This window comes from Calothrix sp. FACHB-168 (assembly GCF_963889195.1).
Taxonomy (GTDB): domain Bacteria; phylum Cyanobacteriota; class Cyanobacteriia; order Cyanobacteriales; family Nostocaceae; genus Aulosira; species Aulosira anomala_A.
The window spans coordinates 10,861-31,446 of record NZ_CAWPNJ010000072.1 but is presented as its reverse complement, the minus strand read 5'-3'; the positions used below and the strand labels follow the sequence as shown (position 1 = coordinate 31,446).

General features: G+C 39.9%; 11 protein-coding genes, 1 pseudogene and 2 CRISPR repeat arrays (1 of these 14 only partly in view). Of the genes and pseudogenes, 3 read left to right on the top strand and 9 right to left on the bottom strand.

Annotated features, from left to right (window positions below; genetic code table 11):
* The first annotated feature begins 402 nt into the window (after positions 1 to 402).
* Positions 403 to 633, top strand: a complete 231-nt coding sequence (locus AACW45_RS33135; protein ID WP_190637418.1) for a hypothetical protein — start codon at positions 403 to 405, stop codon at positions 631 to 633.
* A 293-nt stretch (positions 634 to 926) separates the two neighbouring features.
* Here the strand turns inward: AACW45_RS33135 and AACW45_RS33130 are convergent, their stop codons facing one another.
* The gene (locus AACW45_RS33130; protein ID WP_190637416.1) at positions 927 to 3,089 is read right to left on the bottom strand and encodes a pentapeptide repeat-containing protein; all 2,163 of its coding nucleotides are present in this window, start codon (positions 3,087 to 3,089) and stop codon (positions 927 to 929) included.
* A 228-nt stretch (positions 3,090 to 3,317) separates the two neighbouring features.
* Between AACW45_RS33130 and AACW45_RS33125 the strand changes: the two genes are divergently transcribed.
* Complete coding sequence (locus AACW45_RS33125) at positions 3,318 to 6,911, top strand: LamG-like jellyroll fold domain-containing protein (RefSeq protein WP_190637414.1); 3,594 nt, start codon at positions 3,318 to 3,320, stop codon at positions 6,909 to 6,911.
* A gap of 54 nt (positions 6,912 to 6,965) precedes the next feature.
* Here AACW45_RS33125 and AACW45_RS33120 read toward each other — a convergent pair whose 3' ends face one another.
* Positions 6,966 to 7,688 (bottom strand): CHAT domain-containing protein, encoded by a 723-nt coding sequence (locus AACW45_RS33120; protein WP_339385114.1) that lies wholly within the window; start codon positions 7,686 to 7,688, stop codon positions 6,966 to 6,968.
* Positions 7,689 to 8,412: 724 nt separating this feature from the next.
* Here AACW45_RS33120 and AACW45_RS33115 point away from each other — a divergent pair.
* Entirely contained in the window at positions 8,413 to 9,669 is a 1,257-nt protein-coding gene (locus AACW45_RS33115) for a hypothetical protein (protein WP_190637410.1), read from the top strand.
* Here the strand turns inward: AACW45_RS33115 and AACW45_RS33110 are convergent.
* The 7 genes and pseudogenes from AACW45_RS33110 to AACW45_RS33080 all read right to left on the bottom strand — a co-directional run.
* A pseudogene (locus AACW45_RS33110) lies at positions 9,665 to 10,225 on the bottom strand (CRISPR-associated endonuclease Cas1); the annotation flags it as partial. The gene AACW45_RS33115 and the pseudogene AACW45_RS33110 overlap by 5 nt on opposite strands.
* Before the next feature lie 231 nt (positions 10,226 to 10,456).
* Positions 10,457 to 11,147: a CRISPR direct-repeat array (repeat unit 37 nt; unit sequence GTTTCCAATTATGCGCCTCCACATGGTTAGTGGAGAC).
* A 268-nt stretch (positions 11,148 to 11,415) separates the two neighbouring features.
* On the bottom strand, positions 11,416 to 12,954 hold the full coding sequence (locus AACW45_RS33105; RefSeq protein ID WP_190637408.1) for a hypothetical protein: 1,539 nt from the start codon (positions 12,952 to 12,954) through the stop codon (positions 11,416 to 11,418).
* 264 nt (positions 12,955 to 13,218) lie between these two features.
* Entirely contained in the window at positions 13,219 to 15,021 is a 1,803-nt protein-coding gene (locus AACW45_RS33100; protein WP_190637406.1) for an RAMP superfamily CRISPR-associated protein, read from the bottom strand.
* A 13-nt stretch (positions 15,022 to 15,034) separates the two neighbouring features.
* A complete protein-coding gene (locus tag AACW45_RS33095; protein ID WP_190637404.1) occupies positions 15,035 to 15,421 on the bottom strand; it encodes a hypothetical protein in 387 nt (128 codons plus the stop codon).
* An 11-nt stretch (positions 15,422 to 15,432) separates the two neighbouring features.
* Positions 15,433 to 16,296, bottom strand: coding sequence for an RAMP superfamily CRISPR-associated protein (locus tag AACW45_RS33090; RefSeq protein ID WP_190637422.1), 864 nt, complete (start codon positions 16,294 to 16,296; stop codon positions 15,433 to 15,435).
* A gap of 108 nt (positions 16,297 to 16,404) precedes the next feature.
* Positions 16,405 to 17,460: a CRISPR-associated protein gene (locus tag AACW45_RS33085; RefSeq protein WP_190637402.1), complete on the bottom strand. Its 1,056-nt coding sequence runs from the start codon at positions 17,458 to 17,460 to the stop codon at positions 16,405 to 16,407.
* Complete coding sequence (locus AACW45_RS33080) at positions 17,445 to 19,061, bottom strand: Cas10/Cmr2 second palm domain-containing protein (RefSeq protein ID WP_190637400.1); 1,617 nt, start codon at positions 19,059 to 19,061, stop codon at positions 17,445 to 17,447. The genes AACW45_RS33085 and AACW45_RS33080 overlap by 16 nt, the downstream gene beginning before the upstream one ends.
* 513 nt (positions 19,062 to 19,574) lie before the next feature.
* A CRISPR array of direct repeats spans positions 19,575 to 20,586; the repeat unit is 36 nt; unit sequence GTTTCCAATTATTCCGAATTAACCCAATCGGTGGGG; it runs 424 nt beyond the window's last position.

The following is a 20,586-nucleotide window of genomic DNA, read 5'->3' as shown; positions in this document are numbered from 1 at the left end:
GGCGATCGCATGAATTGAATGCCAACAAACGCAGATCTATTGATCACCCGTAATTTACTTAATAGGACTTATTCTCATTAGATTTTAAAATATCGCTGACACTTATAGTTCAGAAATACTATTTACTGAAAATTAGTTCAGTACAAATGAACTTGTTACAGTTAGGGTGCGGAATGTGGGTACTATCACTGGCAAGAAGAAGGGCACAAAAGGACAAAATACATTCCCAAAAGATTACTAGGGGAAATTCAAGAAGCCGAAGCCGCAAAACGCCCAGTTTTAGAGATATTACGATTGTTGGGCGTTGAGGTAAACCCTAGTAAATTACTAGGGGATAAACCAATCAACCCTAGTAATGCAACTGATGAAACAAGCCCTAGTAATAAAATATCCCCTAGTAAAATGCGACGAAACAAGGGGGAGGGAAGCGGCAGTATTCATTGGCGAACCATCACCAAGAATGGCAAGGATTACCAGCAGGCTTACTATCATTATGAGTTTTGGAGCGAAGGCGATCGCTTGGTCAAGTCATCAAAGTACATTCCCAAGGCCTTACTGAAGCGAGTTCAGCAGATGGAGAAACAAAAGGCACCTGTTAGGGATATATTGCACGTATTGGGAGTGATGAAATGATGATGTTAAAGCTATTACAGTAACTGCTGTTGAAGTACCTGAATTAACCCCAAAAGAACAAAGCGTAGACGCTGCATTGGCTTGTCGTAGACATCGCTTGCATCTCGAACGCAAAAATCTCATGCAAATGTGTCTCATTGGGACTCAAATAGAAATTGACTCAAGTGATGGGCCACAGCAATCTATGAGACATAAATTGAAAGTGAGTCGAGCGAACAGCAAATCATCGTTCAAATCACAGGTTTATACAAAAAACCCCTATGTCAGTTTGACAGTCTTCAGAAAGGAAAACTTTAAACCCTCAGTTGAGCAATCGCTGCTTCCACCGCAGTAGCGACCTCACCTTTGGGCATAGATCCAATTACCTGTTGGGATTGCTCAATCAAAAGTTGTTTGAACTCCGGATCTTTCTCCGCTTCTACGCCAATGATCTGTTGAATTAGCTCCAGTTGTGTGCTGACGGTAGTCGCTACATTTTGTTGTTTGAACTGGGTAATTAAGCCTTGAAGGATGCTAGTCACCTGCTTTGGATCGCTAGAATTCGTCATCACCTGACGAATTTGGTCGGCAGCTTCAGTGTATTCAATTTGTCCAGACCCAGCTAAATTGGTGATGGTACTTCCCGTGATAAAAAAGCTGTTGCCCAGCGATCGCTTGCTCAACTCTTTTAAGGCTTCGGCTTGATCACCCGTTACGCCTGCCAGTCGGTTGACTAACTGTTCGCTGGCTGCCAGTCGTGCTTTGATTTCTTCATAGTCTCGGTAGATAGAGTCTCGAATAGTAGTTTCTACCGTACTTTCACGAGCAGTTGCTTGATAAGTCAAATTGAGCTGTGCTTCAATTAGGCGCTCTGTAACGCTCCCCTTCGTTTTGGCTTTCACAACCCAGAGGTTTTCCCGTTGTTCAATTCCCTTTAGCTCAAATTCCAGTTCGGGCATTTCTGTTTGCAGCTTGTAGAAGGCAAGGCTGAGGGCACTGAAGTCAAATTCGCCCTTGAATACCAACTCCACCACATCTTCTGATTCTTGATAGAGGTATGCAAATTCACCCGCTTCAAAGTCGCGATCGACCGGATAGCGATCGGTGGGCTGGTTATCGTCGTATTTGCGATAAATGTAGTCGCAGCGCACGTCGGTAAAGCAAGTTTTATTACTGACACTCCAGTCTTCGATGCAAATACCCGTCAAATCGGCTCCTCGAAAGTTGGCTCTGGCAACTTGGGCACGTACAAAAATACTACCCCGCAGGTCGGCTTTTTGAAAGTCGGCTTCGGTGAGATTGGCATCAATCAGCACATTTTTCCTTAAATCAACGCCCTGAAAGTCTGCGCCTGCAAGCTGTGTCCGAACTAAGCGACTCTCTCGCAGGTCAGCCTGCTTTAGGTCGGCTCCGGTCAGGTTGGTATCAGTAAAATCAAAGCCTCGCAGGTCAGCCCCTTGCAGGTAGGCTCCCTGGAGATTGAACCCACGAAAGTCGCGATCGGCACTACAGGCATGAGTCAGTAGCTTCTGGACTTTGGGGATCTCTAAATCGAGGTACTGATTATCAACTCTGGCTCTTTCCAGCCCGATCGCTCCTTGAAAGCAAGTCCGATATAGTTTACGTGCCCGTAAATCAGAATTTGCCAACTTAGCATTTCTAAAGTTGATATTACTTAAATCCAGGTTGACGAAAGAAGTTCCCCACCAAGAGCCAACAGTTAGCGCCCAGAATCGTTGAAGTTCTGGATATAACCAAGGCGTTCCCCGAACAGAGTTAGCCAGCCAAGCACTTAATGTTAGAGACACTCCATATCCAGCCCCAAGCGAAAGTACTGTCCAATAGATTACTGGTGAAGTAAGCAAAATTTCACTGAACGCTAGACTTTTTCGTTCTAATACATCAGCAATTACTCCAAGACAACTAATAGTTGCAGGAAAGATACTGCTAGAAACAATACTAATTTTAAGTAATTTGGAATTAATGAATAGAATATCAGCAACAGCAATTGTGAAACGAACTGTTAAAAAACTAGCCAAACTCAGTCCCAAGCACAAACCTGTCGCCACGATGATTGTAATTAGAAATGCAGTAAATCCCTGAATAAGATTAAAAGCTGCTAGTAGTATTGATAATATAATAGCAACGCCTAAACTAATGATGAGAGTAAGCGTTACCTTAATGACATCCTGAGTGATAGAAGTTGCAATTACAGCTAGTACAATCACCAGTGTAATATGAAGCTGTGAACGAGCAGGATTATCGATTATGCTGTATAAGCTAATGAATCCACCTACATAGCCTGAAAGCACGTTTGCTAAGATACTTAGCAAGATAGACATCGCAGCCAAAGTGTTCTTGATTAGAATTTTTTGACCTGCAATCTGATTTTGAAAATTCGCATTTAATAAATCATTCTGCACAAATCGCTTACCATGAATCCTATTGGCTTTGCGTTTCAGCCGATCTGTTTTCATTTCTGCACACACTGAAAGAGAATTAACTTTACTAAATGTTGTTGAACCGACAAAACATTAAAAAAACATATAAGGATTAGCTCAAATTACATATCTTATAAGTTTTTCAGTGTCCTGAAACCATCGCACTCAGACTATAGCGATTCTCGGTCGAGGGCGGTACACTTTCAGCCCTGAAACCCTTGCCAGTCTGGATCTGATCGTATTTCATCCATTTAGGAACCGCTATTGATAGATCAGCTGAATCTTGTTTTACAAGCTTCAGTGTATTACTATACAGCAGGAGTTCATTGCGTTTCAAGAACAATTATGACTCAATTAAACCACGCTGCTCTACGCTTACAAGGCAATATAACGATTCCTAAAACGAATATAGAAGTAGTATCGTCGATCGGTATTTTGGGCGCTGCTGAATCTCCTGAAATTGAGAATTTTAGTAAAGTATTTGAAATTGTCAGAACGCGATCGCTTACTGAGCAACACTTCTTGGTTAGTGTTGATCCCAAGAAAGAACCACATTTTTTACCAATTTCGTTTTTAGAGGAGGGGATCAAGCAAAGTGCATCTGTTTGTCGGATTGCCAGATATTTTTCCATGTCAGAGTTCCGTGACTTTGTTAAGGATCTTGAAAAGACGATCAATGACCTAAAGTTGACTGATCACAACTTTAATACTGCTGACAAAGTGATTGAGGTCTTCTCTATTCCTCAACAAATCGCAGAAGATATTTTTAATGAATCAGTCCGAAAGCAAATTGACGCAAAAGAAAAAACTCCGCTTCATGTGCTTGAGGGAATTACAGAAAATCAATTAGGAAAAATTCTACCAATCCCGATTGGGTCTGGTTTTCTAGTTGGTGGCAGCCATCTGCTCACAAATCATCATGTGATTCCAGATGTAAAAACCGCTGCTCAATGTGTTGCTCAGTTCGGCTTTGTTGAAAATCTAAAGGGTGAAAGTCGCGACTCGGTTGATTATGAGTTTGATTCCACCTTATTCGTTTCCAATCCTGAACTTGACTACACGCTAGTACAACTCAAGTCAGGTCAATTTACTCGACAAGCAGGTTTTGAGTTTGGCTGGATTCAACTAGTTGAGAATGATGAGAATGTTGCTCCTGAATTAGTTTGGGTTGAATTCGAGGGCAGTCGCGAACAAGTTCAATCAGCAATCAAATCAGGTGAAAGCGCGATCGCTGCGCTCAAATCCGACGGATACGAAATTATAGACTCAGAAGACTCTTTGATCATCTGGCATCCTGATGCTGACTCCTCAACAACACAGGTTTATGAACATGACAAAATCAAAGAACTCAGTCAATTGATGAAAAAAAAGGCAGACACAAAGGAGAATGGTGATGCTGTGTTTGTGGTGCAGCATCCGAAAGGCAGACAAAAGCAGATTGTTCTAAACAACAATGAAGTCATCACCAATGGACTCTACAAAAACTTCTTGAGATATAAAGCAGACGCAGACTATGGTTCGTCTGGAAGTCCTGCATTCAATACTCGTTGGGAACTAGTGGCGCTCCATCATGCTGCGGTTCCTAAAAAAGCTGAAGAGCCGTCTAAGCAGGGATCAGATCGACCTGGGATCGCGTGTCATCAAGGTATTAGGACTTGTCGAATTGTTGCAGATATGAAGCAGAAGAGCTTTCGGAATCCCAAGTTGAAAAGCTTTATTCAAGATTTTGTGATTACCTTTGAGCAGCTAAACTATCCGCCTTTGCCTGCTGTAGCTAGATTGAACGAAGGAGTGAGTGGTGGTCAAAAGAATGGCTGTTTTGATTGCGGTAATCATGAAAGTTTAGATGTCAGTGAAGCGATGACTGTTGAAGCTTGGGTTGCAAAGCTCGATGATGAAAATGGTGCTATTTTTAGCCGACAAATTGACATGAAAAGTGGATATTGGATATGGTGGTTTAATGGAAAAATACGTGTAGAGATCAAATCAGAGGGAAAGGTATATATTGTTGACACAAAAAATCCCGCACCTCAAGATAACCTATGGCATCATGTTGCATTTACATGGAGCAAGTCAGAAAAAATTCAAATATATATTGATGGAGAACAGCAAGAACCTCATAAGGAACAAATCCCTCTGGAAAGTCCTGTTGTTAAAATTGATGCACCCGTATTGATTGGAGGACGGCTTGGAGCGAACCTTAGTGGTGCGATTGCCGAAGTTCGTCTTTGGAACACTGAGCGCAGTCAAGCTCAAATTAAAGCAACAATGTATCGGCGGTTAACGAGCGACTATGGCAAAGAAGGGCTGATTGGTTATTGGCAATTTGAAGAAGATAAAGCCAGTAAGACCTATGTTTACAATCTTGCCTCCCCAAATGGTGGATCGAAGGTTTCACCCGAAAATAATTGGTTTGGTTTAGAGTTAAATGGAGAAACCGATTATATCGACTGTGGCAACGTTGCAATTGACGATGCTATTACCTTTGAAGCTTGGGTAAAGCCCAACGGGAGAGAGCAACAAAGCTTTATTGCAGGTCAAGGGGGAGGTTGGGGAGGACAAGGGTATAGTCTGTGGTGGAACAACGATCGCATTACTGTAGAACTCCAGGGTGATCAGAGTAAAAACACAAGAAAATTTAGCGGCGACGTGGTGCCAGATGATAAGTGGCACCACGTCGCCTTCACCTGGAGCAACGCCTCACGCAATATTTGTATTTATATTGATGGAAAGGGAGTTCAAGATGACATACCTTTTACTGGTCCGATCGGATCACCTGGCATGAATTTTTGTATTGGTCGTAATAAGGCAATTACTTTTTATTACTTCAAAGGCTTGATTCGTGAAGTTCGTTTGTGGAAGGTAGCACGTTCTGAAAAAGAAATCCAGGATGCCAGGTATCTGCTGAATGATGAAATTAAAGACACTCACCTAGTAGGATACTGGCGGCTAGACGAGCAAACCGGAAATGAAGCCGCTAATCTTGCTGGTAAAGGTCAGCCAGGAGTAGTTTATGGGGGAACATGGCTTCAGCCGAAATATGTTGTTCAAAAAAGTAAGGGCGATTTTGGGGTCGCTTTGGGAGCCGTGCAATGGTTAAAAGCCTCTGAATGTCCTGCTAGTTTACCTTTACCCTGTGGACTAAAGTTTAACGGCAAGGACGATCAGGTTAATTGTGGTCACGATCCAAGCCTGAATGCGACTGATGATGCCATTACCGTCGAAGCCTGGGTTAAACATCAGTTTGGGAACCGTTTGATTGTTAGTCGGGGTTGCTATGTTGACAACGGTTATTCTCTCTGCTGGCATGACGGCAAAATTCGGGTGATGCTTCTGGATAAGATTGCAAAACAGAAAGCGATCGTTGATACAAAAGAGAATGCTCCTGTTGACCGAGTGTGGCATCATGTTGCCTTCACCTGGGATGCAACCTCACACGAAATTTTCATCTATGCGGATGGCAGACAGCAGGATTGTGTGGTGATAGAAGGGCAAACCAAGTCGATCGCCTATGCCGGACAAACAAAAAGTACAGCGTTGTTTACAGGCTCTCTAGCTGACCTCACAACTGATCTCATCATCGGAGGTACAACCGAGAAAGAGCGGTACTCCGATGTGGCGATCGCTGAAGTGCGGCTTTGGAAAGTAGTTCGCACTCAAGCTGAGATCAAGACCAACATGACCTGCCGCTTGAGCCGCCGAGATGATGATTGGCAACATCTTTTAGCCTACTGGCGACTGGACGATGGCGGCGAAGGCAATACCCAAGCGCGTAACCTTAAATCCGATAGTAATCACGGTGAAATTCAAGGCGCACGGTGGTTTCCTGCACCGCCTGCATCCGCACGCCTGAGTTAGCCTCCGACTTCAACAGAAAATCCCAGTATCCCTACTCCTTCCGCTTGAAGCCTCTCAGGCAGGTTTCTTTTTCAGAACAGGGGTCAAATACTCCTCAATCCCTGCCATGCGAATCGCATTACAACCGAGCTTGTAGGCAAACTCCACTGATTCACCAGCCCCCAAAGCTGCATAGAAAATCACTGCAAACTCGATCGCCGCTCGATCGCCAATCGCCTTATTCATGCCGATGACATAAGGAATATGCTTGGCGATCGCCTCTGCTTGAACTTCAGAGTAACAAGCATTCAAAACCACACACTCTACTCGATCCGCAAACAACTCAAATAATCCAGCCAATGCCTCCGTACCAACCGCCACTGCTTTTCCAACTTCATTCTCCAGGATCAACCCCATCTCGTTCTCCCCATGCCCAGAAAAATGAACCACTTGTGGCTTGAGATCTAGTAAAGCATTCTGAACATCTCGCGATCGCACTGCCCAGCGTTGTTCTAAATGGAAGCGATCGCGTTGATTAGCTCGTCGTAACCCTGCATCAATTTCTCGCACTTCTTCATCCAAACGCAAGGCAGGCGTAGATTTTGGATTTGCTGCCAGAATCAGAATGACCTTCTGCTGTCTCTCCAGAACGGTCTTTGATGATACGGAAGCATTTTCAGTTTCTCGTTGTTGAGTGGCTTCGTTAATGTTCATCGTGCCACTACCCAACATATTGCCAACTGAACTGCCCGATATGTTAAACGTGTTTTGAGTTGAATCAGAATTGGGTTGAGTCATACTACTTCCAGATGAATATACCAAAATAAGTAAAGAATTTGAAGAACCATTTCGCAGAAAGTTTAATGATTTAACAATTAAAATTTTTCAAGGAATTACACAAGTATTTACAGCACAGCAACCTCGAATTTATACAGTTACATAAAACCTTAAAAATACTATTAATAGTATTAATGACTATATCATTCTTTTCAATATAGTTAATTTATGCTGTAGTATTTTGAGTACTGCAAGTTTAGGTATTGCTGGCATTCTAAGCCTAGTTTTCGGTCTAGGCATTGAGCATTCTTTAGGTGTAATTGGCAGCAAGATAGGCTGAAGGACCTTTTTTGTTGAACGATACTGTTAAAAAGGTTTTATTTTTTAACAATTGTCACTCAAGTTAATGACTTCACTTGCACCGTGAGGACTTGGGATGGCGAACTGACGGTTGGGCTGAAGCATCTCAAGTCTTACGAATACTTGCCTGAGGATTGTCAGCAGATGCAGGAGGTGTGCGAGCGTATTTCACGGGTGATTCCAGTGAGATGGAGGAATCAGTGCAGAGGTTTTTCGAGTCTTTGGGAAGCTGAAACGGGCTTATTTGACGGACTTGGAGGAAAAGGTGTTGAGCTTGCTGGAGTCGGAAATTCAAGGTTGACGTTTGTTAAATAATATTTGACAGTTCTGCTCGTTACCTCTGGTTGAAATAGGCTATTTATGTAGTGCTAAGGGGATTTAGGAGATGCCAAAAAACAGCCAGAGCAATTATCAGAGTAATCTTAAACAAGAAGCCTCTGTTGGTTCGCGCATCCTGGAAGCACTTACCGAAGGTGAAATTTCCCAGCTACTCGACTCTTTATTTGTGGTTTTATCTGACGAACAGCGAGAAACTGCATTTGCTCAACTGCAAGCGAATACCCAGGAAACTTTAACTCAAATCATCAATCCACCTCAAACAGTAGAACAGGTAAAAACAAGCCAAGAACGACCAACTTCTTTAGTAAAATTAGCTCAAACTTGGTCGCAACTATGGGAACAATGGAATCAGATTATTTGGCAAGCATCCCAAGAAGAGGGAAAATATATAGTTCAAGAAGCCAGCTGGGAAGAACCTTATTTTGATGATTGTACTTTTGTTGAAGATTTAGAAGCAGTTGCACAACAAATGAAGCCATTGGTAAAAACAGCTTTTGAGAATGGCTTTAGTAATGACGATGGTTTTGCAGCCAGTTTGTTAGCAGCAGAAAGCGAAATTTCTTATGGTATACCCGACTGGATGGAAATTGCTAACGGGATTCATTTGGAAGGAGCAACAACAAGCTGCTTGTTGGAGTGGGAATGGTTGTTGGTGCAGTCACAAGGACAAGATGGGTTCAAATTAGCTCAAAAAATTAGGGAATGGTCAGAAGAATTTACTGATACTAGTTTAAATGATGAAGCTGTAATCGATTTTTTCTCTAATTTACCTGATGTTCAAAAAAAAATAATTTTAGACGGAATGACAGCCAATAGAGAAAGTGAACAGTGGAAGTCGGAACTGGAAAACACTTACTCCTATTGGCATATCATTTACATGGAATTGATGCAGGAATTTGCAACACCAGAGATATATTTGAACAATCTCCGGGCTACTATTTCGCAGCAATGGCAAAATGGTTTACCTGTGATTGAGGATTTGTTGGTTAAACAGGAATACAGAGAAAGTCTCACAGTGATTCAAGAGACTTTGGATGCGTTGTTAAAAAACAAACAAGATAAAAATCCCTGGACAGCAGAAAATTCGCTGCTGTTTGTTGTTGTGGGCGGATTTTCCTACGCTGCTGGGAATGGGGAAAAGCACAAAACTTTACTTCGCTATTATCAACAAGCTGTTCGAGAATTGGGAGAAATAGAACGAGCGAATGCTTTAGAAATTCAGCATATAATTATAAATTATTTTACTGACAGTATAAGTAGATTATCACAAATAAAGCTAAGTCATGAAATTCATCATTATTAGGGTTAGTAATTAACTGTCCAAAGGCAGGAAAATATCTGGCGGCTGTGATACCTTCATAACCACGTAGAGAATCTAAGTCATCAACTAATTCTAAAGAATCAATATCTTTGCTAATACCATATATTGCTTGTTCTATTGCTGCTATTTTCCGCTTGCGATTAAAGCGCATTAATAACTGTTTGGAATTGGTTAATTTTCCATAAACGATCGCCTTCGATACTTGAAATTGAAAATAATCATCATCGCGTCGTTGCATTTGGATGAGATGATTGTCTATATTTGTGGATTCTTCACTGGCTAAATGTCCATGATAGATATTATCAAAAAATTTGGCGATATCAGCATCAAATACCCAAACATAACCTTCATCGCGAAAATCAGCGATTTTTTCGACTGCATTTAGATAAGATAAATTGGGACGATAGGCAAAACTCGCACTAGAAAATCTCGCCTCCATTACGGGATAAAATACATTTAATAGAGCTTGTTGAACAATGCGATCGCGTACTGTTGGTATTTTTAATTCTCGTAAATTACCATTACGTTTAGGTATGATACAGCATATTTCTGGTAAATGAGGTACGCGCTTCGGGGCATGGCAGTGCCAATGCCCCTACAATCAACGATTATCTGTATCTCACCAAGTTGCAATTTGCTGTATTTTTATTATTGTTGGTGAAGATTAGAAAATCGTCTATTTGTGATGCGATTGACGATTTTTTATGCAAAAGTCTCCATGTTGTTACTGGAGACTATACCACAATGGCTTATCGCGATCGCCAACCATGTTTCCAATTATGCGCCTCCACATGGTTAGTGGAGACCAGGGAATCTAGAGAATTTCTAGAGCGTGTTTACGTTTCCAATTATGCGCCTCCACATGGTTAGTGGAGACACACCAATCAACTACCCAGGAAATTTTTGAATTAAAACGTTTCCAATTATGCGCCTCCACATGGTTAGTGGAGACCTAAGGCTTATGACTGGGCTTTTAAGGTGCTAGAAGTTTCCAATTATGCGCCTCCACATGGTTAGTGGAGACCGAATACTAGCGCTGATAGGTCTATCACCATAGCTAGTTTCCAATTATGCGCCTCCACATGGTTAGTGGAGACTACCAGGGTTTATAGTTCTAGCATTTCATAGCGTGTTTCCAATTATGCGCCTCCACATGGTTAGTGGAGACGGAACAAGAAAAAATCAAAGCGCAAGCAATGATTGGTTTCCAATTATGCGCCTCCACATGGTTAGTGGAGACATTATCAACGCGGGAAGTGAGAAAAACGGATTAAAGTTTCCAATTATGCGCCTCCACATGGTTAGTGGAGACTATTGAGCAGAAGTACTTAGTTAGGCGGAAGGTAAAAGTTTCCAATTATGCGCCTCCACATGGTTAGTGGAGACAGGGTCATCAGACTTGTCAACTAAATCTTCCTTTCTTGTTTCCAATTATGCGCCTCCACATGGTTAGTGGAGACTGTTGGAGTCTAGAAGGCTTGATATACAAGACTTTCAAGACGAGTTTGCGCGGATAGAGTAAAAAAGTACAGTTTGCGCGATCGCTTGTCAAGTCCTCCCTGTATCAAAATGACCTCAAACACTTTCCTGATATACATTACAGAGTTTGCGCGAACCTCATTTTTATTAAAAAACTCCTAAGCTATAGCTAATAAGCCTTTAGCGGTTATATAACAAGCGTTCGATAAATACACCTCCTGGTTCGCGCAGTTTAGACAATAAATTAATTCAAGAAATAGAATTTGCTATATCTTTAAGCTTTTGTTTTAAATTGGTAGGGTGTTCGGGTAATAACTTGAATAGTTTTAAGGCTGAGACAAAAGGCTCTTTAACATGCTTTTCATAAGCTTCATCAACACTACTGGCGCTAATATTACTATCATAGCCTAGTAAATATTCTTTTACGCTTTCGTCTTCCATTCCCCGGAGATTATGTAATAGTTGATTGCGGCGATCGTCATCATAACCTCTTTTATCTTTACAAGACCATTTCAATAAAGCCCAAGGTGAAAAATTTGATTCTAAATTGAGCAACCAAGCTAGAAGTATGTAATTGCGATTTGTCACTTTAAAATCATCATTTGATTCCAGCTTTATTGGCTCACCATCAAGTGAGTAATCAGGGAATTTCCTACTTTTTAACTTGTTTTTTTTCTCGCTCACGCTCTTCCGAGAAAGATTATATTCTAAATATAATCCCCCAGCTTTCCAAGTAACTATTTCTTCATTATAATTAACCTTTAAACGAACTGCTACCTTCATAAAAGTTTCTTGAGCAGCAGCTAATAAGGCTATACCTTGAATGTAATTCTTATTCTCAATAAATAGACTAATTAGGTCTAATGCATCAATGATACGTTGTTTTGTTTTACTCGTTGTAAAATCAAAATTAATATCACTTTTTGTAGGTATATACAAGTTGAATCTATTTACTTCTTGTGCTAATTTTGTCAATGCTTGTTCTTGAATATTATTTATTTGCTCAAGCTCAATAAGTTTACTAGCAGCACCAGGTGAACCAGAACTAATTAAAGCTTTGACTTGTTGAATATTTATACCACGTAAATATTCAGAACTTTCAATTATTTTGGTTAATCCTGGTTCATATTCATTCGATACCAGAAATTTAACCCGATTTCCAAATTTTGCTAGACTCACAAATTGAATAGCAGATGAAATCGCAGGTGTACCAGCTTGATGACTGACGTATATGTTATCAATGGGTTTAATATCTAAGGTCGATATTGATAATTCTTGTTGACCTAACTTGAGAGCTTGCTCCCAGTTATCTAAACCTTCATCTTTTGATTTAGGTTTTAGCTCTAAATATTCAATTTTATCCTTGATTTTTGGGAATTTATCCGGCGAAAAATACCGTTCCAATATTGGCTTTAAAGTACAAGTATCTTTCCAATAAGGTGATTTTTTTTCTGGCTTTTGATAAGCAGCTTCTTGATTTGTGAGAATAACAATAATTCTGTCTGGCTGATTTTTATCTTGTAATTTTTGAGAAAAAGCATCAAGTAGGGGAAAACATAAATCTTGGTAAATATCTTTATCTAGTTTATGACTATCTAGTTGATTACCATAAATTACACCCATCACCCTTGCTGGTACTGTAAAGATGACATCATCTTCTTTTTGAGAAGGTTGAAAGTTATGATCTCTTTCTAATCCTTTTCTCCCTTCTCTATATAAATTATTCCAATTAGTTTTATGTTTGAGTTGAACGTCACTATTTCCTGTAGTTACAATCCAGATATTCATATTCGCTAGAGATAAGTTTGTTGATAATTTCTATGTAGTGGATTGACACAGCTAAAAGAGTGTATTAGGTGTAGGTTGGGTTGAGGCTTTGCGTAGGCGTAGCCTTCCCGCAGGGTAACCCAACGCCCGGATAAATGTTGGGTTTCGTTCCTCAACCCAACCTACAAAATCTATTACATCATTTTAGGCTTTAGGTTGTGCATTACGCTGTAAGCTAACGCACCCTACCTATATTTTAAACATCAAATACTATGCCTATATTTTTTAATTTTCTCCCCACAGTTTAATAAAGTCATTACTACTATTATTTAAATAATTTATAAATTCTCTGGCTTTGGATAAATCATCTGGAGTAAAAATGGTTAATAATTCAATATATTTATAATTACCATCTTCATTTTTTTTATGCATTATCTTACCATCTAATTTAACGTAAAGAGGATACATTCGATGCCAAATTCTACTAACTTTACTAGATTTTCCTATACTCCCAGTTAATTCTGTTCTCTTGATAAAGTTATCTCGATGGAACCATTCAATAGCTTGGCTATCATTTTTATCTTCAGCAATTCGCCCCCAAACTTGCACTTTTTGAGGATGCCAAATTTCACGCCAATTGTTTACATGATTATTGGTAGATGGTAAATTAAAGCAATTTCTGACTGTATTGGGAATACTGGCTAAAAAAGTCCTAATATTATCCAATTCTCCTCTTGGTGCTGTAATACAATATTCTGCTGATTCTGATGGTTTGCTAAATAACCAATGACAACCAATCATCGGTTTATCATTATTCCGAAAATATGATTGATAAAATAAATCATGATGAATTCGTCGCCATGATTTTCCAAAACCACCTAGTAATAGAGAAAATTTAATTAAAAGATTTAAAAATTCTCTTTCTGGTTCTGAATAGGATTTGACAGCAAAAATATCTAGCCTTCCTGATTTTAAATTGTAGAGAGGCATTGGTCTAGTTCTTCTACCATTAGAAAAATAGTTATGTTCTCCAAAAGCTAAATTTTTATTTTCAATTTGCAAATCAATACCAAATTTTCCTACAATTGATCCACTTTCTTCATTACCTTGAAGAAATCCACCCCATAGTTCTTTTGTTAATCTTTGGGTTGTGGCTTCATTTGTCACCCCTGCTAATAAACGCAAAGTATGTCCGCGTAATGCGGCTTTAAACATATTTGGACGAAATTCGGGGATTTTATTACCTCTATCATCTGATGTGAGTAATGTGGAAGTTAGCCCTTTTCCGCTCAGATTAACTGATAAAATCACCTGATTGTTATCGGCAATATTTTTAAATCGACCGTAACCTGCACTAGTTCTAGAACCTATTCCTTGTGCTAATGCGCGTTCCCAAATTTGTTGTACTAGCTGCCAATCAACATGATTTTTGGTGCTAGAAATACCAAATTTAAACTTAGTTTTATACAGCGATATTTGGACATTAGCGCGAGTATTTATATTCTCGATAACTTGACGTTCCTGTTGAGAGTGAACAACATCTATTAAACGTTTTCTTTCTTTTCCCCAAGACATATCTACAGGATAACCGCCATGAAAACGTAAAATTCCTGGCTTAGTTCTTTTGAGTTTTTTACCGGCGATGATTTCTTCTACTTCTCCACCACAAAAATCCAGAACTTTATCGGGTGCAATTTGCTGACAAGCACGCAAAAATGCACCTTTCATACTCGAACCTGGATAGTAAGGTATACCCTTTGCACCAATTACAGGGCGAATTACATCTTCATCTTGTCCTGAATTGGTAACTAAACGCCAGTTAATTGTATAAGTCTGTTGCCAATTATTATCTCCTGTGGCAAATTGTGGCATTCTGTATGTAAAATTCGCTCTTTGCTGGGGTGTTCTTCGCAATACAACTTTACTAACATCTAAATTATTTTCTTGATTATTCGAGTTGGGGGGACATCCATCTAACCATTCATTAACCCACTGTGTTGCAGGTTCTGGATCTCCAGCATACTGAATTTTTCCCCTATCCTCGATTTGGGCACGATACATCAAAGGTACTAAGTCACAATCGCTCATTTTCTGATTCTCCCTAATTATCGTCTTCGGTTTCATCGTTGCGAGTGGGTTTGTATCTCTGCGTCCACCACACCATACAGTCACATAGTTGCGTTAAAATTGCTAATGCAACCTTGCGGTAAGCGAGGGGAAATACTTCTGAGTTCCACAAGTCTTGGGGGTTATTGGGGACTGTAATATCAGCTTGTGCCATAATTTCCACAAGTTTATTCCAAGTTTCTTCCCAATATGCAGATTTTCTCCCATCTAAGCGCAGATGTTCTCCCCAAAATCTTTCTAATCCATAGGCTACAGTAGTACGCATTTTATGGACTTGATTGACGGTTTCTTTGTCTTCGTTCCGGTATTTATAAACTAAGTCGTGAGCAGTTTTATCTAGGCTAAAATCTGACCAAGCCATATATCAATTACCTATTTTGTTGTAATTTTACTATTGACATGAATATTGAATAATGACATTTCACAATGACCAAATCCTACTGATTCTAGTCCTCCTAGATAAATATGATTTTTAGTTTTTCTTCCAGGAAAAGGTTCCCACTGTTCGCCATCTTTATCTTTTTTTAAACCAATGGGGAAAGCTAAAATAGTTTCTTCTGGTAATGCTTCGACTCCAAAAAAAGCTTTATTAGCGTTGCGTTTCTGGTCTTTTTCTAGAGCTACACGACTTTGACGATATAATGCCATATCATGAATCATGGAGATTTCGTCATCACCAACTACGACTGCGGGGAATTCTTCATTATCTGGAAACCAACTAGATAAGTCAGTATCATCCTCAATAGTTAAAAAGCCAAAATTGAAGAATAGTTTGTTATTTGGTAGAGGTGTGAGAGATTGCGATCGCGTATATTTTTGCGGTATAGTCAGATTTTCTTGTCCGGTTATGCGTCTGTAACGTTTGAGTAAACGCGGACAACTCACCCAAACAATTGGTTGTCCAGGACAAAATACGGGTAGCCAAACAATGGAAGCATATTCAAATTTTACTAAGGACTCTGTTGTGCGGTCAGAAAAAGTGCGATCTACTGTGTCAATTTCGTTACGATCTGGTACATCATTACCATACCATTTCCTTACTTGTTGTTCGTCGCCTCCATTATTTTGACGCATTTCCGCACGCAATCTTCCCCGAATTGAACTACCAGGAATAATCCCAGTTTGGGTAAATTGATCGCGAAAAATTAAATTTAAATTTCCTCTTTCTTCTCCGGCTGTTGCTCCTACATGCAGTGGTGCTAAGGTTTTAATTATGCCGTAGGCTTGATGATACATGAAATTCTTTCCTTCTGGTTTTTGGTGATAAATATCGGTGTTGCTAGGTGATGGTTTTTGTCTCACGCAAAGGCGCAAAGGCGAAGAGGTGGGGAGAATATATGAGTTTTAATCAATTCCTGTAATAGCTAGAGGTAAACACAAACCACATCCTAATTGTTTGAGAGAAAAACCTTCGTTGGGAAACCATTCGTTGGGAAATCCTGGTTCGTTTTCGTCTCCCCACCAAGATTTATTTAAAGGTTCGTCAAACACGTAAACTGTACCCGCAGGAACCGCATAACGTCCCCTTCCTAAACGTCCTTTTCCTTTGTTATCTCCAACGCGGTAACGATAGGGAGAAGGTCTATCGGTGAGAATATGACTGGGTTGAGGAAATGTTGTATGCTGTGGATGGGGATAGCGACGAGAAAACCGAGTTGAACCCCATACTCCTGGTGTAATTAAGGCACAGCTACGTTGTATTTTTTGGGTTAATAACTTTAATATCCAGCTATCATCTGTAAGTTCAATGGAACTAATTTCTACTAGGTGATTCTCACCCCCAAAGCAATACCAACCTCTAGGGATTTCGTGAGTTGATAAATAAACTAAACAGGTTTCCTGTCTTTCGCGATCGCGCAAATGATAGCCCATTTGTACGGAGTTTTCAAGAAATAATCCGCCTTCTGCTTGTACACAACGCTCGCTTTTAGTTAACTTTGGATGTAATATAGATGTATATTTCCAAGGGTCTTTAGCAGTACCACCGTTACTAAGAATTGATGCGGCTGAATCTTCCCAGTAATTAATAGTTTGCCAGCGACAATCCGGTTCTATATCTTTTGTATCTTCGGAACGATACCATTTATCATCGCGAATTTCCCATTCGTCTGTTTGGTTTTTTTCTTGATTAATAATTTTTGTCCAAGGAATGGGAAGATAAAAATATTCAGGATTATCTAATTCTGCCCAAAAAGGGCCAGCTACATGTAATGTCTTTAATTCCTCATGGTCAATAAACGGTTCGGTTTTATTAGCAGCAAAAAATAAGCCAGATAATGTATAAGCATCGGGAGGAAATTTGGCTCCTGAACGTCCTACTAAATTTTCTGGTGATAAAAATGCGCCTGCGCTACCATAGAGAAATCCTAAAGGATTAATTATCATTAAATATCTGTACATAATTGCCAACCTACATTAATTAAGTCATTAATCCAAGCAACTATTTCTAAAGATGAATCGTTATTGACAATATGTAAGGCATTTCTGGTTAAAAATTCGCCTTGCTGAAAGTAAATATTAAACAAGGCTAATGCTATGTCATATATATCGTTAATTTTGCCTCCCTGAGAGTTGATATCAATATTCAAATCGATTGCATGACGCGCTTTTAGTTGAGCTAAATCGCTATAAATATGATTCCAATTAGGTTGATATTTTTCATCTCTACCTTGGCGTTCCCACTTTTCGTAGGTATTACCATTTCTGTCGCGATAATTTTTCAAAATATGTAAATAGTTCCAAGGACAAGTCCATTGCACATATTGTCCATTATTAAACAAGACTCGAATCGTTACGCGATCGCGTCCGCGAGATTTTGCTAATTTCTCTGCTTCTCGACAATGTTGTAATACATCCCGTTGGGGTACGCTTCCCGCAACCCAGACAAATCCCACACTGAGACTTATTGGTTGTTGGTGTTGTTTCCATCTCTCATCCAATGTCATCAACCACTCATAAGCAGTAAAAGCCGGAATTGGGTTTTGCGGTTTGGGACTGTAAATCACTCCCAAAAAATCATCTCCTCCCGCATAAATAACTCGTCCCTTAATTTGGGAAAGATTGTTGCGAAAATTGCGAGAAAAATTATGTCCCCACTGTCGCATTGCTTCGCTAAATCGTTTCAGTCCAATGTCACCTTCTGTTTGTGCGATCGCTTGTAGATGATTCCCAACTTTATCCCCATCCCCCATAAACCAACCCGTCCACTGTCCAGGTGTGTTTGTATCGCGATCGAATTTACGCTGGATTTCTTGAAATCCTCTAGTTAGAGAAGACATCCCAAAACGTCTAGCAATTTCGGGATGAGTTACTAAACGTTTAGTCAGTTCTGGAATACTGAGTTTTTCCTTGGGGTCAATAAATTTACCTTCAACTTCTGGTGTTGTGCTGCTTTCGGTAATTGTTGCAAGTTCGGTATAAAATTCTTCAATTTTTTCTTTTTCATCTTTATAACTAATTGTCTTGGGATCGCGTTCTATTCCACCCAATCCGGGAAATGCTATACCATCAGTACCTGTCAGACTGGAACTTTCTCCAATCCAATTAATCCCAATCCAATTACGACTCAGTTTATTATTTTCTAATTCTCTCATTACAGATGTGGGAGAATTTGCTTGCGCCCAAAATATTTCCCAACTATGATTAGCCCAGCGATTCCAGTCATCATCCCAGTAATAAGGCCCCAAATGTCGTAGATTATCATTCAGCCATTGTCTACAGTGGTCAATTACTTCTTTCCAAGCTGATAAAAGAGTGTCTCTTGCTTGCTGTTCTGGAAAATTACCTTTGAGAAGAATCCGGTTAGGTGTTCCCTGTTCGATATCCGGACTACCAGGAGAAATAACTTCTAAACCTTCAAGAGTAGCAGCATCAATTATTTTTTTACTTAAATAAGAAAGAAGTTCCGACGCACCATATAAGTCTCGCAATTTTCGCGATCGCTCAATAAATCCTTGCACTGGTGCAAAGGTAATAGCGGTGTATTTTGCTTCATCATTCATACTGTTACTTTAAGGCGTAAATAACTTGAACTACAATCTCTAACACCAAAAGAATCGTATAATGAGCAACTTCGCTGTTACCCAAAAGTACTGATTCTCTTTATCTATGTAACAATTCGTAACCATAAAAAGTCAGCCAGTCAAAGTAGCTGGTTCTTCTCTTACTTATTAATTTTCAACCAAACGCTTATAGTACCAAGTGTTGCAGATATGACCCCAATTGCAACCTTCTCTCATGCGAATGACGAAAAATCTAGCAATCCGAAGAGCGGATTTATGAAATATTACATACAGGGTTGTTGACTGTTAACCGTTGACAGTCAACACTTCGCGTGAGCTTCAGTGCGGCGCAGTCAATAGTCAATAGCCAAAACCGATATTTGTCACAACTGTAATAGGATGGCTATAGTAATTCGTATTTTGAAAAGTGCAATCGCTTTTTAAGCCAGCTATCATTGTCAATTAATAGCTATTAAAAAAATAACAAGCCCTCATATTAATGAGGGCTTTTTTGTTTCCAATTATTCCGAATTAACCCAATCGGTGGGGTCTTATTCTCTTTTGGTTTGATTGATTTCTAAAAATGTTTCCAATTATTCCGAATTAACCCAATCGGTGGGGTAAAAGATCTACCTTCACGGGGAGAACTTTTTTTTGTTTCCAATTATTCCGAATTAACCCAATCGGTGGGGGTAGATCTTTTACCAAAACCTGACAAAGGGTTTGGAGTTTCCAATTATTCCGAATTAACCCAATCGGTGGGGTTTAAAAGCTAGGTTGACAAGAAACTTCGACCAAATTTCGTTTCCAATTATTCCGAATTAACCCAATCGGTGGGGGGTATACTGCATTAACAGGCTATCAAATGCCACAGTTAAAGTTTCCAATTATTCCGAATTAACCCAATCGGTGGGGGGTTATATACTGCTTTGGGGAGTTGTATATGAACGTTTCCAATTATTCCGAATTAACCCAATCGGTGGGGGAAAAAAGCTTTAGAAGAAACAGGGATATTGAATCAAGTTTCCAATTATTCCGAATTAACCCAATCGGTGGGGGGTTTCATTCGATTTATTCAGTTTATCAAATTGGTGCGTTTCCAATTATTCCGAATTAACCCAATCGGTGGGGGTGGGGGAATAGCAATTCCTTTCACCTACGCAAAAAAGTTTCCAATTATTCCGAATTAACCCAATCGGTGGGGTCAGCATCATTTCTTTTTCTCTTTCTGCCAATGCGGTTTCCAATTATTCCGAATTAACCCAATCGGTGGGGTCTTTGGGCAGTTACTGGTCTATGGAAGAAGCAAAAGGAAAGTTTCCAATTATTCCGAATTAACCCAATCGGTGGGGTTGTAGCCGAAGACACTGCGGCGGTAACTCCTCTACAGTTTCCAATTATTCCGAATTAACCCAATCGGTGGGGTTGATTGCATCAACCAATACATTTCCGAAAATACGCGTTTCCAATTATTCCGAATTAACCCAATCGGTGGGGAAGTTGGCGGTTCCTACACCGGTCGTTC

Coding starts and splice junctions, on each gene's coding strand:
- AACW45_RS33135 (WP_190637418.1), top strand. CDS start 403: ATGCGACGAAACAAGGGGGAGGGAAGCGGCAGTATTCATTGGCGAACC.
- AACW45_RS33130 (WP_190637416.1), bottom strand. CDS start 3,089: ATGAAAACAGATCGGCTGAAACGCAAAGCCAATAGGATTCATGGTAAG.
- AACW45_RS33120 (WP_339385114.1), bottom strand. CDS start 7,688: ATGACTCAACCCAATTCTGATTCAACTCAAAACACGTTTAACATATCG.
- AACW45_RS33115 (WP_190637410.1), top strand. CDS start 8,413: ATGCCAAAAAACAGCCAGAGCAATTATCAGAGTAATCTTAAACAAGAA.
- AACW45_RS33105 (WP_190637408.1), bottom strand. CDS start 12,954: ATGAATATCTGGATTGTAACTACAGGAAATAGTGACGTTCAACTCAAA.
- AACW45_RS33100 (WP_190637406.1), bottom strand. CDS start 15,021: ATGAGCGATTGTGACTTAGTACCTTTGATGTATCGTGCCCAAATCGAG.
- AACW45_RS33095 (WP_190637404.1), bottom strand. CDS start 15,421: ATGGCTTGGTCAGATTTTAGCCTAGATAAAACTGCTCACGACTTAGTT.
- AACW45_RS33090 (WP_190637422.1), bottom strand. CDS start 16,296: ATGTATCATCAAGCCTACGGCATAATTAAAACCTTAGCACCACTGCAT.
- AACW45_RS33085 (WP_190637402.1), bottom strand. CDS start 17,460: ATGTACAGATATTTAATGATAATTAATCCTTTAGGATTTCTCTATGGT.
- AACW45_RS33080 (WP_190637400.1), bottom strand. CDS start 19,061: ATGAATGATGAAGCAAAATACACCGCTATTACCTTTGCACCAGTGCAA.